General features: G+C 36.5%; 20 protein-coding genes. 18 read left to right on the forward strand and 2 right to left on the reverse strand.

All coding sequences use genetic code 11. The annotated features are described in order from the left end of the window. Window positions 1-314: 314 nt before the first annotated feature. The 11 genes from AAG068_RS07655 (at window position 315) to AAG068_RS07705 (ending at window position 8,784) form a co-directional block, all read left to right on the forward strand. Window positions 315-1,577: a tetratricopeptide repeat protein gene (locus tag AAG068_RS07655; RefSeq protein ID WP_342719720.1), complete on the forward strand. Its 1,263-nt coding sequence runs from the start codon at window positions 315-317 to the stop codon at window positions 1,575-1,577. A 73-nt stretch (window positions 1,578-1,650) separates the two neighbouring features. Then, window positions 1,651-2,187: a ReoY family proteolytic degradation factor gene (locus AAG068_RS07660; protein WP_001095922.1), complete on the forward strand. Its 537-nt coding sequence runs from the start codon at window positions 1,651-1,653 to the stop codon at window positions 2,185-2,187. 153 nt (window positions 2,188-2,340) lie between these two features. Continuing rightward, window positions 2,341-2,796 (forward strand): YpiF family protein, encoded by a 456-nt coding sequence (locus AAG068_RS07665; RefSeq protein ID WP_242251120.1) that lies wholly within the window; start codon window positions 2,341-2,343, stop codon window positions 2,794-2,796. A 143-nt stretch (window positions 2,797-2,939) separates the two neighbouring features. Then, window positions 2,940-3,452: a menaquinol-cytochrome c reductase iron-sulfur subunit gene (gene qcrA, locus AAG068_RS07670; protein ID WP_001290420.1), complete on the forward strand. Its 513-nt coding sequence runs from the start codon at window positions 2,940-2,942 to the stop codon at window positions 3,450-3,452. Then, entirely contained in the window at window positions 3,453-4,127 is a 675-nt protein-coding gene (qcrB, locus tag AAG068_RS07675; protein ID WP_000932700.1) for a menaquinol-cytochrome c reductase cytochrome b subunit, read from the forward strand. Window positions 4,128-4,170: 43 nt separating this feature from the next. Further along, window positions 4,171-4,938, forward strand: a complete 768-nt coding sequence (gene qcrC, locus AAG068_RS07680) for a menaquinol-cytochrome c reductase cytochrome b/c subunit (RefSeq protein ID WP_000554601.1) — start codon at window positions 4,171-4,173, stop codon at window positions 4,936-4,938. A gap of 121 nt (window positions 4,939-5,059) precedes the next feature. After that, window positions 5,060-5,650 (forward strand): DUF1405 domain-containing protein, encoded by a 591-nt coding sequence (locus AAG068_RS07685; protein WP_342718787.1) that lies wholly within the window; start codon window positions 5,060-5,062, stop codon window positions 5,648-5,650. Between the two features lie 25 nt (window positions 5,651-5,675). After that, entirely contained in the window at window positions 5,676-6,362 is a 687-nt protein-coding gene (locus AAG068_RS07690; RefSeq protein ID WP_342718788.1) for a TIGR01906 family membrane protein, read from the forward strand. Window positions 6,363-6,469: 107 nt separating this feature from the next. Continuing rightward, entirely contained in the window at window positions 6,470-7,258 is a 789-nt protein-coding gene (gene ypjB, locus AAG068_RS07695; RefSeq protein WP_342718789.1) for a sporulation protein YpjB, read from the forward strand. A gap of 104 nt (window positions 7,259-7,362) precedes the next feature. Then, window positions 7,363-8,043 carry a zinc metallopeptidase gene (locus tag AAG068_RS07700; protein ID WP_142385788.1) on the forward strand — a complete coding sequence of 227 codons (681 nt, stop codon included), beginning with the start codon at window positions 7,363-7,365 and terminating at the stop codon, window positions 8,041-8,043. Window positions 8,044-8,142: 99 nt separating this feature from the next. Next, entirely contained in the window at window positions 8,143-8,784 is a 642-nt protein-coding gene (locus AAG068_RS07705) for a uracil-DNA glycosylase (protein WP_342718790.1), read from the forward strand. A 28-nt stretch (window positions 8,785-8,812) separates the two neighbouring features. Here the strand turns inward: AAG068_RS07705 and AAG068_RS07710 are convergent, their stop codons facing one another. Beyond that, a complete protein-coding gene (locus tag AAG068_RS07710; protein WP_000203305.1) occupies window positions 8,813-9,694 on the reverse strand; it encodes a YitT family protein in 882 nt (293 codons plus the stop codon). Window positions 9,695-10,308: 614 nt separating this feature from the next. Here AAG068_RS07710 and AAG068_RS07715 point away from each other — a divergent pair. Genes AAG068_RS07715 through AAG068_RS07745 form a run of 7 tightly spaced genes read left to right on the forward strand, consistent with a single transcriptional unit; the run spans window position 10,309 to window position 15,863 of the window. After that, the gene (locus AAG068_RS07715) at window positions 10,309-10,650 is read left to right on the forward strand and encodes a nucleotide pyrophosphohydrolase (protein WP_342719721.1); all 342 of its coding nucleotides are present in this window, start codon (window positions 10,309-10,311) and stop codon (window positions 10,648-10,650) included. Continuing rightward, window positions 10,650-11,450 (forward strand): dihydrodipicolinate reductase, encoded by an 801-nt coding sequence (gene dapB, locus AAG068_RS07720; protein ID WP_342719722.1) that lies wholly within the window; start codon window positions 10,650-10,652, stop codon window positions 11,448-11,450. The genes AAG068_RS07715 and dapB overlap by 1 nt, the downstream gene beginning before the upstream one ends. A 14-nt stretch (window positions 11,451-11,464) precedes the next feature. Further along, window positions 11,465-11,860, forward strand: coding sequence for a methylglyoxal synthase (mgsA, locus tag AAG068_RS07725; RefSeq protein ID WP_098250439.1), 396 nt, complete (start codon window positions 11,465-11,467; stop codon window positions 11,858-11,860). Between the two features lie 11 nt (window positions 11,861-11,871). Then, entirely contained in the window at window positions 11,872-12,576 is a 705-nt protein-coding gene (gene bshB1 / locus AAG068_RS07730; protein ID WP_342718792.1) for a bacillithiol biosynthesis deacetylase BshB1, read from the forward strand. Then, complete coding sequence (bshA, locus tag AAG068_RS07735) at window positions 12,573-13,718, forward strand: N-acetyl-alpha-D-glucosaminyl L-malate synthase BshA (RefSeq protein ID WP_087951864.1); 1,146 nt, start codon at window positions 12,573-12,575, stop codon at window positions 13,716-13,718. Before bshB1 ends, bshA begins: the two co-directional genes overlap by 4 nt. Continuing rightward, the gene (locus tag AAG068_RS07740; RefSeq protein WP_342718793.1) at window positions 13,705-14,898 is read left to right on the forward strand and encodes a CCA tRNA nucleotidyltransferase; all 1,194 of its coding nucleotides are present in this window, start codon (window positions 13,705-13,707) and stop codon (window positions 14,896-14,898) included. Before bshA ends, AAG068_RS07740 begins: the two co-directional genes overlap by 14 nt. Next, on the forward strand, window positions 14,883-15,863 hold the full coding sequence (locus AAG068_RS07745; protein ID WP_342718794.1) for a biotin--[acetyl-CoA-carboxylase] ligase: 981 nt from the start codon (window positions 14,883-14,885) through the stop codon (window positions 15,861-15,863). The genes AAG068_RS07740 and AAG068_RS07745 overlap by 16 nt, the downstream gene beginning before the upstream one ends. Before the next feature lie 26 nt (window positions 15,864-15,889). Here AAG068_RS07745 and AAG068_RS07750 read toward each other — a convergent pair whose 3' ends face one another. Further along, window positions 15,890-16,279 (reverse strand): cupredoxin domain-containing protein, encoded by a 390-nt coding sequence (locus tag AAG068_RS07750; protein WP_342718795.1) that lies wholly within the window; start codon window positions 16,277-16,279, stop codon window positions 15,890-15,892. Window positions 16,280-16,335 lie beyond the last annotated feature (56 nt).

The following is a 16,335-nucleotide window of genomic DNA, read 5'->3' on the forward strand; positions in this document are numbered from 1 at the left end:
ATTTAAACAAAGAAGAACTGTAAAGAGTTCGTGTGGGCTAATAATTAATAAGGGAAGTTATTTGCACGGTAATGAAAGAAAACGGTACAATAGAAAGTAGTAATGCGGTATCGGTGTCATATTCGAATCGTTATGAGTGAAAGTACAAGAAGAAGTATGCCCTTTCTAAAGGTTGCGTTGTTACACTTAGTTGCTTATGATAAAGTGAAACTTTAATGAGTGAGGGGATGCTCATCCCCTCACTCATTATTAGCCCGTACCAATCGGAGGAAATGAATAGAAAAGAATATTTCTTAGAACTAAAGGAGACGTTTATGCAAAAGTTTGAACAAGCTGTTTCATATATTGAAAATGGTGAAGCGGAAAAAGGATTACAACTATTAAAAGAACAATTAAAAATTGCGAATGATGAAGAGAAGTATGATATCGCTCGCTATTATCATACACTTGGATTTACGGATGAAGCGTTATCTATTACAGAAGACTTGCGTTTATTGTATCCGGAAGAAAGTGAATTCACTGTGTTTTTAGCAGAATTATATATTGATCTAGACAAAGAAGATGAAGCGATTGAAGTACTTCATGATATTCCGGAAAATGATGATTTATATGTTCAATCGTTATTACTTGTTGCGGATTTATTCCAAATGCAAGGTTTCGATGATGTAGCAGAACAAAAACTATTAAAGGCGAAAGAAATGATGCCTGACGAGCCCGTTATTACGTTTGGATTAGCAGAATTATATAGTAGTAAAGGGGAAGAACAAAAGGCAATCGCTCATTATGAGTCGCTATTAGCAGAACATAAAGTAATGGGTGGTGTTGTCATTGCACTTCGCCTTGGAGAAACGTTAAGTGCGATTGGAAATTGGGAAGAAGCGATTTCTTATTATGAAGCAGGTTTAGAGGAACAAAAAGATATTCACTCATTATTTGGATATGCCTTTACGTTATACCAAGGTGAAGAATATCAACGAGCAATTGGTGCTTGGCAAGAGCTAAAAGAATTAGATCCTGAGTATGCATCGCTTTACATGTATTTAGCGAAAAGCTATGAAAAAGAAGGAATGCTTCAAGAAAGCTATGAAACACTTCATGAAGGAATTAAAGTAGATGAGCTTTCTGTACCATTTTATGTAGAATTAGCAAACATTGCGGCGAAATTAGGAAAAATAGCGGAAGCAGAGGAAGTACTTCAAAAAGCGCTTGAGTTAGATCCAGGACATTTAGGTGCAACATTAAAATATGCGTACATCTTAAAGGAACAAGAAAAGTATGAAGAGCTAATTGCTGTTGTAGAGCGTGCAATTGATAGCGGAGAACCAGATACACAACTACTTTGGGATCTTGCATTTGCAAAAAAACAATTAGAAATGTATTCGGATGCATTAAAGCACTATGAAAGTGCATATACTTCTTTTAAGAATCATCCAGACTTCTTGGAAGAGTACGGTTATTTCTTATTGGAAGAAGGTATGCGAAAAGAGGCGAAAGAAGTATTTACTCAGTTAATACAACTAGACCCGACACAAATTCATATTGAAGAATTGTTATATAATTTAGAGGATTTTTCATAAGTTGGAAGGAAACTGAATGCCGCTTCTTGAATCTAAAAAGAAAAGAGAAAGACAGAGGAGGGACTTAATTGCTATGAATACCCCTGTTTCTGTAAACGAGAAGAAGGATTTTGTAAAATGGTTTTTGAATAATTACCAACTGAAACAGCGTGAATGTGTATGGATTTTGAATTATTTAATGAGTCACGACCAATTGATGCATAAAGTCCACTTCGTAGAGCATGCAAAATATTGTCCGCGTGGCTTAGTGATGTCCGCGAATTGTGTAAAAGATACACCGTTTCACTTTTTTAAACAAAATGTTATGACAACAGATGCTGAAAAATCGTTTCATGATATTCGTTTAAATCGAGATGAGGATATTTATATTCAACTCAATTTTAAATCATCGTTTCAAAATGCCAACTATGTGGCTGTATTAGAAGAAAACCCGTATTTACCAAAGCATATTGAAGTAAATGAAAAAGATCGTTTACTTGCAGAAAGATTTTTAGAAGAAAGTGTATTTTCTTTTAGAAGAGAACGTCTTTTGAAGCAAATTGATGAAGCGCTGGATAAGCAAGATAAGGAAGCGTTTCATAAGTTAACAGCGGAGTTAAAGATGTTATAGAATTCATTTGGGTTCATAAAATTTTACAAATTTCAGGCTTTTTAAGAAAAACTACCTTAATATAGGTAGTTTTTCTTTTTTTACCTCTTTTAGTATGGTTTAATATATATAAAGTGAAAGTTCTGTCATTTTTAGAAGAAGGAGGGAAGTAATTTGAAATGGATTGTAAAAGATGTAGAACAGTTTGAGCAAGCAAGAGAGTATGTAGATACAGGTGTTATACCACTTTTATCAATTTCAGCAGCAAAAGAAATGAAAATGGTAGTAGAACAAGGTGAATTTATCGAATTGCTGAGTATGGAGCTGGAAAGAGAATATAAAGGAAGAGTGCTCTTACTACCTGCATTTACGTATTTAGTAGAGAGTCAAAAAAATGAAAAAGGTCGTTTGCAAGAATGGACGAATCATTTACAAGAGCAAGGTTTTAAACATATTGCTTATGTTACAAGTGATTTTTCATGGAAAGAAGATATGCAAGAATTGCAGGGAGATTTATTTTGGTTTCCTTCATTAGCGTTAGAACAATTTAGTGATCAAGCGAAAAGAGAAGTTATTCATGCACATATAAAAAATATAATGGTGATGTTGGAAGGAAAATGGGGAAAGTAGTAATAAACAGAAAGTTCTTATTATTATGAGTAGTATGATATTGACCTGTGCATGAGCGTATTATATCATGATAGTGTCCTAGTTTTTATTTTTTATATAATTTATCACGAGGGGACAATTTCTGATAGAGGGGGGAAATTTTCGTGAGCGAGAAAGAACATCGTGTGTCAAGAAGACAGTTTTTAAATTACACCCTTACAGGGGTAGGAGGCTTTATGGCAGCGGGTATTTTAATGCCGATGACGCGATTTGCGCTTGATCCGGTGTTAAGAAAAGAAGCGGGAACGGATATGGTTGCTGTTGCACAAGTAAAGGATATTACAACAGAGCCAAAACGTTTCGACTTTAAGGTGAAGCAGGTTGATGGTTGGTACAAGTCTGAAGAGCCAAAATCAGCGTGGGTTCATAAAGATGAAAGCGGAGACATTGTTGCGTTCTCTCCAGTATGTAAACATTTAGGGTGTACAGTTAACTGGAATTCGGACAAAGCACATCCGAATCAATTCTTTTGTCCATGTCATGGGGGCCGTTACACAAAAGATGGGATGAACATTAAAGGTACGCCGCCCCTTGCTCCGCTTGATGTATACGAATCTAAAGTGAAAGATGGAACGCTGTATTTAGGAAAAGCGAAGCCAAGAGGGGGTGCAAAGTAGATGCTAAATAAAATTTATGATTGGGTAGATGAAAGGTTAGATATTACACCAATATGGCGTGATATCGCTGATCATGAAGTACCTGAACATGTAAACCCGGCACATCACTTTTCTGCATTCGTTTATTGCTTTGGAGGACTTACATTTTTCGTTACTGTAATTCAAATCTTATCTGGAATGTTTTTGACGATGTACTATGTGCCTGATATTAAAAATGCTTGGGAATCGGTTTATTATTTACAAAATGAAGTTGCATACGGGCAAATTGTTCGTGGTATGCACCACTGGGGTGCTAGTCTTGTAATTGTAATGATGTTTTTACATACACTTAGAGTTTTCTTCCAGGGTGCGTATAAAAAGCCTCGTGAGCTAAACTGGATTGTTGGTGTTCTTATTTTCTTTGTTATGTTAGGTCTTGGTTTTACCGGATATTTATTACCGTGGGATATGAAAGCGTTATTTGCTACGAAAGTAGGGATTCAAATTGCAGAGCAAACGCCGCTCATTGGTCCTTACATTAAAACATTACTCGCTGGTCATTCCGAAATTGTTGGCGCTCAAACATTAACTCGCTTCTTTGCTATTCACGTCTTCTTCTTACCAGCAGCACTTCTAGGTTTAATGGCCTTCCACTTCATCATGATTCGCAAACAAGGTATTTCCGGTCCGCTATAAGAGATTGCTAAATTAAAGAGGAAAGAACTAAAGGAGGGAGATTATGCATCGCGGCAAAGGAATGAAGTTTGTAGGAGATTCTCGGGTACCGGTAGCTCGGAAACCAAATATTCCAAAAGACTATTCTGAATACCCAGGGAAAACAGAAGCATTTTGGCCAAACTTCTTGTTAAAAGAATGGATGGTTGGTGCAGTTTTTTTAATCGGTTATTTATGTTTAACAGTGGCGCATCCGTCACCGCTTGAAAGAATGGCGGATCCAACTGATGCCGGATATATACCACTTCCAGATTGGTATTTCTTATTCTTGTATCAGTTATTAAAGTATTCTTATGCTTCTGGTTCATTTACTGTAATTGGAGCGTTTATTATGCCAGGGATTGCGTTTGGTGCATTACTGTTAGCGCCATTTCTTGATCGAGGCCCAGAAAGGCGCCCATTGAAGCGTCCTGTAGCAACTGGATTTATGCTTTTAGCAATTGCATCGATTATCTTTTTAACTTGGGAATCTGTAGCACACCACGACTGGGAAGCTGCAAAAAAACAAGGAGCAATTGTAAAAACAGCACCAGTTGATAAAAATGATGATGGCTATAAATTAATGCAAAAAAATACTTGTTTAACATGTCACGGTGACAATTTACAAGGCGGGGCAGCAGCACCGGCACTGCAAAACTTAACTTTAAAGCCAGAAGAAATTGCTAAAATTGCGAAAGATGGAAAAGGTTCAATGCCTAAAGGGGTATTTAAAGGTACAGATGAGGAACTGAAGAAGCTTTCGGAATTCGTTGCAAAGTATAATAAAAAATAATAAAAAGCTGACTACAAAAAATTGTAGTCAGCTTTTTATTTTGATGAAAGAAAGTTTACTATATAATAGAGTAGAGTTTGAGGAAAGAAAGACTTTGTTTGAAAGGTGTTGGACATACAGCTTGATTTACTTGTATGCAATGTTAAGACAACGCTCCGTGTTATTATTTTTATTAATTGTTAACATATTAGGTACAATATACGGATTTATATGGTATGGAAATCAATTAAAAGAAACTTCACCTCTATTTTGGCCGTTTGTACCCGATAGCCCTATGGCGAGTCTCTTTTTTGTCTTTGTCTTAATCGCTTTTTTAATAAAGAGAAATTGGGGATTAATAGAGGCGCTAGCGATTGTTACTTTAATAAAATATGGTATATGGGCTGTTGTTGTAAATGCAATTATGATCTATGTAAAAGGTCCTATTGGCCTTATCGGGTATATGTTAATGCTTTCGCATTTTGCGATGGCAGTACAAGCAGTGCTATATGCACCGTTTTATCGAATAAAAAAATGGCATTTTGCGGTAGCCGCTATATGGACATTACATAATGATGCAATTGATTATTTATTTTGGCAAATGCCGAGATATGGAATTATGCATTTGTTTGTAGGAGAAATTGGTTATTTTACGTTCTGGCTAAGTATTGCTGTGCTTTGTATTACATATTATTATTGCTTACGTGAGAACCGAAAACAGTTTTCTTTATAATCGTTAGAACATGTAGGGGGAAAAAATGAAGAAAAATAAGAGTGGTACAAAAATATTGGATCGATTGATTACGATAGTTGTTTCATATAGCATAGCATTTTCTATATTTGCACTCGCAACAACGGCGGTGGTATACGGAAAATGGCTATATTATTTTGAAATTGATTTTTTAAATATCCCAGATTTAGCGGATATGACAAAGGCTGATATTAAAAGGAATTATGATGTGCTGATCACATATTTATCTCCGTTTTATGATGGAGCATTACAGTTGCCAACATTAGATATGTCTACAAATGGCCGTATTCATTTTGTAGATGTTAAAAATATTTTAGTAAAGATTCAATATGTGATGTATGTGACAATTATGATTGCAATAGCAGGCGGCATTTATTTATTAAAAAAGAAAAATGAAAAGTTTTTACTACACGGATCGATTTTAACAATTATCTTTCCAATCGCGCTTATGTTACCGATCGCTATTAATTTTGAAAAGAGTTTTGTATTGTTCCATAAGCTTTTATTCAGCAATGATTATTGGATGTTTGATATTGAAACAGATCCGATTATATTAATGTTACCAGAAGAATTCTTTATGCATGCTGCGTGTGTTATTTTATTATTTATTTTATGCGGCAGCATAATTTGTTTCAGTTTGTATAGATATTTCGTAAAAAAGAAAAAGATTTCAAAGGAAAAATTCTCTGTTTAAAGAGAATTTTTTTGTTTGTAAAACGATAATATATTTTTCGGTCCAGTTCTGTTCTATTCTTGTCCCAATTAACATATTTTGTACTAGTAGTTATAGGGGGGACCGTGATGAAGAGAACATTAATTGGATTCATAGCATTTCTAATTATAATGTTTCCGTTACGTATATATGCTGAAGAGTGGAGTGAACTAACAGGGTTGTTAGATGACTCCTTACAATTAGTGAAGCGTAATGAAGATGAAAAAGCAGTGCAAGTATTACAACATTTCTCGGAGCAGTTTGTTATAAAGGGGAATGAAAAGAAGCAAGAAGTAACGCCAGATCAAGTTAGAGTTATTTCGTTAGCTTACGATAAGGCGAAACAATCTCTTGCGGAAGAAGCTTTAAGTAAACAAGTTAAAATGGATAACGTGTTAGCCCTGCAGCTCGCTGTTGATGCACAAGTATCAAAGTATCAGCCACTTTGGATGGAAAGAGAAGGAAAAGTGATGGGTGCCTTTTCTCAAATGGAAAAAGCGATGTCAAAAGAAGATACGGGACAGTTTCAACAAACGTTAAACACATTCTTACATGAATTTAACATTATTTATCCAAGCTTAATGATCGCCCTGCCAGAAAACGAAGTGCAACGTGTAAATGCCCATTTATCTTATTTGGATGAATTTCGTAACGTTATGTTAAAAACGAAAGGTGGGCAAATGCAATTAGGAATCATTAAAGGGGATTTGCAAAAAATATTTCACACAGTAAAAAAAGATGAAATTGCACCCTCTCTCATTTGGTTTATGACAATTACTGGAGGTCTTATTTTATTCACATTAACTTATGTTGGATGGAGAAAGTATAAAGGAGAGAGAGAAAAAAGAAAAAGTAATGTACATTCTAAGAATAGATAATGTAATAAATAAAGATTCGGATTGTAAGGTTTATTCATTGACAATGGTGGCAGAAGAAAATAGAATGAGAAGTACTATAATTAAAACTTCAATGGAGGTTCATGATGTTTTATTTAATTTACTTCGCGATCATTTTGATCATACCGTTGTATGCACAGTCAAAAGTACGTAGTGCCTATAGCAAGTATTCACAAGTTTATTCAACATCAGGTATGACAGGAGCAGAAGTGGCTCGGAAAATCTTAGATGAAAATGGGTTATACAACGTAGCTGTAGAAGAAACACCAGGTCATTTATCAGACCATTATGATCCAACTGCCAAAACAGTTCGATTATCAACAGATAACTATTACGGTCATTCAGTTGCTGGTACAGCAGTTGCAGCACACGAAGTAGGACACGCAATTCAAGATGCAAAAGATTATAACTTTATGCGTATTCGTCATTCGTTAGTGCCAGTTGCGAACTTTGGATCGAATATTTCTTGGATATTTATTATGATCGGTATTTTTGCATCGATGGCTAACATGATATTTTTAGGTATCATTTTAATGGCAGCAGGTGTTGTGTTCCAACTTGTTACATTACCAGTTGAGTTTGATGCATCAAAGCGTGCGATGCATCAAATTGAAGCGTTAGGTATTGTATCAACAGATGAATATGGGCAAGCTCGTAAAGTATTAAATGCGGCAGCATTAACATATGTAGCAGCTGCAGCTGTAGCGGTATTTGAATTATTACGTCTCGTATTGATTTATACTGGTATGCAGCGTAGCGATGACTAAAGACTATCAATTTTGATAGTCTTTTTGTTTTATGAATTGAATTATATAATATATGGCAAGTAGCAATAATAGAAGTAATGTGGAAAGGTGGTGGGGCAAATGAAATATCCAAGTCATTTAGTAAAACAAGTGAAAGAACGTAGTGCTCCTTATCAGCTAGAAGGCTTTTTAAGTGGACAAGGTCCTGAAAATCCAAAATTTATGTTGTTAGGAGAAGCGCCTGGTGAAACAGAAATTCATAATGGAATTCCGTTTAGCGGGAGAGCGGGAAAACAATTAATGGGGTTTTTAGAACGTATTCAGGTTACAAGGGAAGAAGTATATATTACGAGCGCTGTCCGAAGTAGACCTTATAAGTGGCGAGAGAAAAAAGAACGAAATGGTGAAATCATACAGAAAAAATATAATAGAACACCAAATCAAGGAGAAATACTTGCCCATGCGCCTTTGTTAGATTATGAATTAGAGAAAATAAATCCGAAGCTTATCGTCACCCTTGGAAATATCGGTCTTCAACGTTTAACAGGAAAAAATAAAAAAATAACAGATGTGCACGGACAATTATTAAAACAGCCCATTCAAAAATTAAAGGATATGCAAAGTGCAGCGTTTACATGGTCAGAGCAAGAATATCATATCTTTCCGACTTTTCATCCTGCTTCCATTTTTTATAATCGGAGTTTATTGGAGCTTATTTATGAGGATCTAGATAACCTTGAAAAATATGTAATAAAAAACTAGAAAAGCTAAAGAGCTTTTCTAGTTGCGTTTATGTATGTAACGGATTTTTATTTTCATCTAATGTAAAACCTTCACCAACTACATCGTGTACGTCACTTACAGCAACAAAGGCGTGAGGATCTACAGAAGTAATAATGTTTTTTAATTTCACGATTTCATTTTTAGCAACAACGCAATATAATACGTTCCGTTCCACTTTTGTATACGATCCAACAGCTTTTAAAAAAGTAGCTCCGCGTTCCATCTCAGATAAAATTTTGGCAGCAATTTCATCATTTTTATCTGAGATAATCGTTGCCCCTTTCGCCGCATAGGCTCCTTCTTGCATAAAATCAATGACTTTCGCCCCGATAAAAACAGCAACTAACGTATACATGCCTTCGCGGTATGATAAATATGTAAGAATAGAGACGATAATGACGATAGCATCAAACATAAACATCGTTTTCCCCATACTCCAGCCAACATATTTATGAGCGAGTCTCGCGATAATATCTACACCGCCAGTAGTCCCGCCATATTTAAATATTATGCCAAGACCGATACCAATAAATGCCCCTGCGAATAAAGCTGCGAGTGTCATATCGTTTTGTAAGTTTAAATGTAAGTTGAGAACTTCGTAACGTTGAAAAATCCATAGAAATAAAGATACGCTAAAGGTGCCGATTAGTGTATAGATAAATGTCGTTCTTCCAAGTAACTTCCAACCAATAAAAAATATAGGAATATTTAAAATTAAGTTTGAATAAGAAGGATCAAACTTAAATAGAAAATACAATAATAGTGTAATACCGGTAAATCCACCTTCTGCAAGGTGATTTTCAATATTGATATTTACAATACCGAAAGAAAAAATAGCGGAACCGATTAAAATGAAAATGATATTTCGAATCTTCAAATTTGATGTCATATAGAAATCCCCCTAATTATGTAAATGGCATTGCTCCGCTGAAACGGTAAAACATAATGATAAGTAATTTCTAGTTGCTACTGAAAATAGTGAAGGCTATAAAAAATGATTGGTTTAGGCTAATCTTTTGCGAAAAGCATGCAAAAGAAGTTTCACTTTACCCCGTTCCAACGGCTGGTAGGAGATAAAGCACGGAAGCAGGGCGAACCAGCCGTAGGAACCCGATTGGTTCAACTAATCTTTTGCGAAAAGCATGCAAAAGAAGTTTCACTTTACCCCGTTCCAACGGCTGGTAGGAGATAAAGCACGGAAGCAGGGCGAACCAGCCGTAGGAACCCGATTGGTTCAACTAATCTTTTGCGAAAAGCATGCAAAAGAAGTTTCACTTTACCCCGTTCCAACGGCTGGTAGGAGATAAAGCACGGAAGCAGGGCGAACCAGCCGTAGGAACCCGATTGGTTCAACTAATCTTTTGCGAAAAGCATGCAAAAGAAGTTTCACTTTATTATAGTCTATCCAAAAAAGGTCGCAAATAGGTGTTTGGCGGGGAATAATATTTGTCAAATCGCGATGAATTGGCTAACATGAAAGAGGAAGGATTAGAGGTGAGTTGTATGGAAGCGAAAACGATGAAGGATATGCAGAAAGAAGTAGATGCATATATTGGTCAGTTTAAAGAAGGTTATTTTAGTCCACTTGCAATGATGGCTCGTTTAACGGAAGAAATGGGGGAGCTTGCAAGAGAGATTAATCATTATTATGGTGAGAAGCCGAAGAAAACAACTGAAACAGAACGTAGTATTGAAGAAGAGCTTGGAGATGTATTATTTGTTATGATTTGTATGGCAAATAGTTTAAATATTGATTTAGAAACAGCACATAACATTGTAATGAATAAATTTAATACTCGTGATAAAGATCGCTGGACACGTATTGATGAGGGAGAGAAAGAATGATGAAAGAAATTAAAGTAATTATCGCTGGACCAAGAGGTCGTATGGGACATGAAGCAGTTCTTCTTATGGAAAGAACAGAACATTTTAATTTAGTAGCAGCAGTGGATTATAAGCATGGTGGAGAGAAAATCTCTGATTTACCGGGCATGCCAGCGCTAGATGCACCTGTTTACGCAGATTTACATACTTGTTTAGAGGAAGTAGAAGCTGATGTGTTGTTAGATTTAACAACGCCAGAAGTTGGGAAACAACACGTTACATTAGCAGTTGAGCGTGGACTTCGTTCTGTTATTGGTACAACTGGATTTACAGAAGAAGAACTAAAGCAATTAACAGAGAATGCGAAAGAAAAAGCAGTAGGAACAATTATCGCTCCAAACTTTGCCATTGGTGCAGTTCTTATGATGAAATTCTCACAAATGGCAGCGAAGTACTTCCAAGATGTTGAAGTAATTGAATTGCATCATGATCAAAAATTAGATGCACCATCTGGTACAGCGGTAAAAACAGTAGAATTAATTCGTCAAAATCGTGAATCAAAGCAGCAAGGTCATCCGAATGAAGTAGAGCAACTAGAAGGTGCTCGTGGTGCAAATGTAGACGGCATTCACATTCATAGTGTACGTTTACCAGGACTTATTGCACACCAAGAAGTAATGTTTGGTGGGGACGGACAAATGTTAACGGTTCGCCATGATTCATTCAATCGTGCATCATTTATGTCTGGTGTAAAACTATCAATTGAGACAGTAATAAATCTAGATCATCTTGTGTACGGTTTAGAAAATATTATCGACTAAAGGGGAGACAACGGATGAAAATTGCCTTAATCGCACATGACAAAAAGAAAAATGACATGGTTTCGTTTGCATACGCATATAAACCAATTTTTGAAAAACATGAATTATTTGCAACAGGAACGACAGGACTTCGTATCATGGAAGCGACCGGTTTGGTTGTAACGAGATATCAATCTGGTCCTCTTGGCGGCGATCAAGAAATTGGTGCAATGATTGCAAAAAATGATTTAGACATGGTAATTTTCTTCCGCGATCCATTAACAGCACAGCCGCATGAACCGGATGTGAATGCATTGCTTCGTTTATGTGATGTATATGCGATTCCACTTGCAACGAATATGGCAAGTGCTGAAATGTTAATGCACGCATTAGAGCGAGGGGATTTAGATTACCGCAAGTTAAGAAAATGAGGGGAACAATTATGAGTGGATTACATATATTAGCGTTTGGTGCTCATGCCGATGATGTTGAAATCGGCATGGCTGGTACCATTGCTAAATATACGAAGCAAGGGTATGAAGTAGGTATTTGTGATTTAACAGAAGCTGATCTTTCTTCTAATGGAACGATAGAGTTAAGAAAAGAAGAAGCTAAGGCGGCGGCTCGTATAATGGGAGTAAAAACGAGACTAAATTTAGCGATGCCAGACCGTGGTTTGTATATGAAAGAAGAGTATATACGTGAAATTGTAAAGGTGATTCGTACATATAAACCAAAACTAGTTTTTGCGCCGTATTATGAAGATCGTCACCCAGATCATGCAAATTGTGCAAAACTTGTGGAAGAAGCTATTTTTTCAGCTGGAATTCGTAAATATATGCCAGAGGTTCCGCCACATCGTGTGGATTCTTTTTATCATTATATGATTAATGGTTTTCATAAACCGAATTTCTGTATAGATATTAGTGAATACGTATCGCAAAAGGTGGGAGCACTAGAAGCGTATGAAAGTCAGTTTTCAACAGGGAGTGATGGTGTGAAAACGCCGTTAACAGAAGGTTACGTTGAAACTGTAGTCGCTCGTGAGAAGATGTTTGGAAAAGAAGTTGGAGTCTTATATGCCGAAGGATTTATGAGTAAGAAACCGGTTTTATTACATGCTGATTTAATAGGGGGATGTAAATGAAATTAAAAATAGGTATTACATGTTATCCTTCTGTAGGTGGTTCTGGTGTTGTTGGAACCGAATTAGGAAAGCAATTAGCGGAACGCGGGCATGAAATTCATTTTATTACATCGGGTTTACCATTCCGGTTAAATAAAGTGTATCCAAACATTTATTTTCATGAAGTGACGGTAAATCAATACTCTGTATTTCAATATCCACCGTACGATTTAGCGTTAGCGAGTAAAATGGCAGAGGTTGCACAAAGAGAAAACCTAGACATTTTACATGTGCATTACGCAATTCCACATGCCATTTGTGCTTATTTAGCAAAACAAATGATTGGAGAGCGTATTAAAATTGTTACAACCTTGCATGGTACAGATATTACTGTGTTAGGTTCCGACCCTTCGTTAAATAATTTAATTCGTTTTGGTATTGAGCAATCCGATGTTGTGACGGCTGTCTCGCATTCATTAATTAACGAAACGCATGAGCTTGTAAAACCAAATAAAGACATTCAAACGGTATATAATTTTATAGACGAACGTGTATATTTCAAGCGTGATATGACTCAATTAAAGAAAGAATACGGTATAAGTGAAAGTGAAAAGATACTCATTCATATTTCAAATTTCCGTAAAGTGAAACGTGTGCAAGATGTTGTGCAGGCATTTGCTAAAATTGTTACAGAAGTAGATGCGAAGTTGCTTCTTGTTGGAGATGGACCAGAATTTTGCACGATTTTACAGTTGGTGAAAAATTTACATATTGAAGATCGCGTCTTATTCTTAGGGAAGCAAGATAATGTTGCGGAGCTACTCGCGATGAGTGATTTAATGTTGCTTCTATCAGAGAAAGAGAGTTTTGGTCTTGTTTTATTAGAAGCGATGGCGTGTGGTGTACCTTGTATCGGAACAAGGGTTGGAGGTATTCCAGAAGTCATTCAACATGGTGAAACAGGATATTTATGTGAAGTTGGCGATACGACGGGAGTGGCAAATCAAGCCATTCAGTTATTAAAGGATGAAGAACTTCACCGTAATATGGGAGAGCGAGCAAGAGCAAGTGTTTACGAGCAGTTCCGCTCTGAAAAAATCGTCTCACAATATGAAACGATTTACTATGATGTACTAAGGGATGACAAAAATGAAAAGATTTAAAAAAGCTAGTTCTATTATCAAGACTTTAAAGCAACAAGGGCATGAGGCCTACTTTGTCGGCGGAAGCGTACGAGATCTTATTATTGATAGGCCGATTGGAGATATTGATATTGCGACATCTGCTTTACCAGAAGAAGTGATGGCTATATTTCCAAGACATGTTCCTGTTGGTCTTGAGCATGGAACTGTAATTGTAGTAGAAAATGGTGAACCTTATGAGGTAACCACGTTTCGAACAGAGAGCGAATATGAAGATTTTCGAAGACCTAGTAGTGTTCAATTTGTTCGTTCATTAGAAGAGGATTTAAAACGTCGTGATTTCACAATGAATGCAATTGCCATGACAGAAGAAGGCAAAATGGTTGATTTATTTGCCGGACAGGAAGCGATTCAAAAGCGAGAAATTGTGACAGTTGGAAATGCTGCGGATCGTTTTCAAGAAGATGCCCTGCGAATGATGCGTGGTATTCGGTTCGTAAGTACGTTAGGTTTTTCTTTAGAAATGAAAACGAAACAAGCAATTGAAACATATGGACATTTACTGGAACATATAGCAATTGAGCGAATTACAGTGGAGTTTGAGAAACTGTTAACTGGCATATACTGCGTGAAGGGTTTGCAACAATTAGTAGAAACGAAGCTCTTTTCTCATCTGCCATATTTACAAATGTCAGAAGAGAGATTGTTACAAGCTACGCAGTATAAATGGGATTCTTTTGAAACAGACGTTGAGGCATGGGCATTTTTCTTATATTGCATCGGGGAAGAACATCCATCTGTCTTTTTACGTCAATGGAAGTTTTCGAATAAAAAAATAAAAGATATCGTCGCAGTTTTATTAACAATCCGTACGAGAAAGGATAAGGATTGGGATACAGTTCTTCTTTATAAAACGGGAATTCATATCGCTGAAATGGCAGAAAGAGTATATGAAGCGATGATTGAAAGCTATGATCATACATCTGTGAAACGAGTACAAACGTTGTTTGAAGCACTGCCAATCAAGAGTCGCCAAGAAATGAATGTGACTGGGAATGATTTATTAAACTGGGCAAATAAAAAGCCAGGTCCGTGGGTTGCTGAAATGATTCAAAAAATTGAAGAAGCAATCGTACAAGGAAATGTAGTGAATGAGAAAGAGTGTATAAGGGAGTGGCTGCAAGAATGCAATCTACTATAAGAAAGCAGTTATTGCAAGTTTTTTCAGAAGCGGATGGCGAATTTGTATCTGGCCAAACGATTAGTGATAAGCTTGGTTGTTCAAGAACCGCTGTGTGGAAACATATGGAGGACCTTCGGAATGAGGGGTATGAACTTGAAGCTGTGCGTCGATTAGGTTATCGAATTGCAGGTAAGCCAGACAAAGTAACTGCTAATGAAATTCAGTTAGGGTTACAAACGAAACATATCGGTAGAACGGTATATTTCGAGGAATCTGTTGAATCTACGCAGCATATTGCAGCAAAACTTGCTTATGAAGGTGCAGAAGAAGGTACGATCGTTGTGGCAGAAGAACAAACATCGGGCAGAGGTCGTTTAAGCAGGAAATGGTATTCACCGAAAGGAACAGGAATTTGGATGAGTATTATTTTACGTCCATCAATCCCGGTTCATCATGCACCACAACTTACTTTGTTAGCAGCTGTTAGCGTTGCACAAGCAATTGAAAAGTGCACGGGTGTAAATGTAGGAATAAAATGGCCAAATGATATTTTAATTCAAGGTAAAAAGGCTGTAGGAATATTAACAGAAATGCAAGCAGATCCTGATAAAATTAATGCTGTCATTATGGGTATTGGTATTAATGCGAATCAAAAGCAAGAGCATTTTGATGAGGAAATTCAGCATATTGCTACTTCTTTAGCGATTGAATCTGGTAAGCCAATTGTTCGCGCAGAGCTTATGCAACAAATCTTTTTACAACTAGAAAAATTATATGAAGCGTATTTACAAAATGGTTTCCCTGTCATTAAAATCCTTTGGGAAAGTTATGCTGTGAGCATCGGGAAAGAAATTACCGCTCGAACGATGAGAGAAACAATTACAGGGATAGCAAAAGGAATTACAGAGGATGGAGTATTGCTCCTCGAGGACCATGAAGGGAAATTACATCATATTCATTCTGCGGATATCGAAATTAAGTAAAAGAAGTTCCTATTAGGAACTTCTTTTTATTTGACGATTACTTTGCCTTCCATTCCTTTAAGGAGATGGTACCGACATATTAATTCATATGTACCAGTACTTGTAGGTTTCACGGTAATATTTTTTTCTTTTCCGGACTCGACTACGACGTCAATTCCGAGTTTTTTTACTGTAAAGGTGTGCTCGCTTTTACCTTTGTTTTTCAAAAGTAATGTTGTGGATTGTTCGATCGGAATCGTGATGACATTAGGGTTAAAGTAATCATCATTCAGTTCAACCTCAATTACTTTCGTTGAATCGATAGGTTGTGTCACGACGTTAACTGAAGCAAATACATGGAAGGAGCTAAAAGTTATCATCCCTACAATTATCACAAGCAAACCGGTGAATCGAAATAACCATTTGTTTATAGACATTCGCCATTCTCCTTTTGTAAGTATGTTTCCTCCATTAACCTGCATCATTACTTGAA

The sequence above is a fragment of the Bacillus paramycoides genome, assembly GCF_038971285.1.
Classification (GTDB): domain Bacteria; phylum Bacillota; class Bacilli; order Bacillales; family Bacillaceae_G; genus Bacillus_A.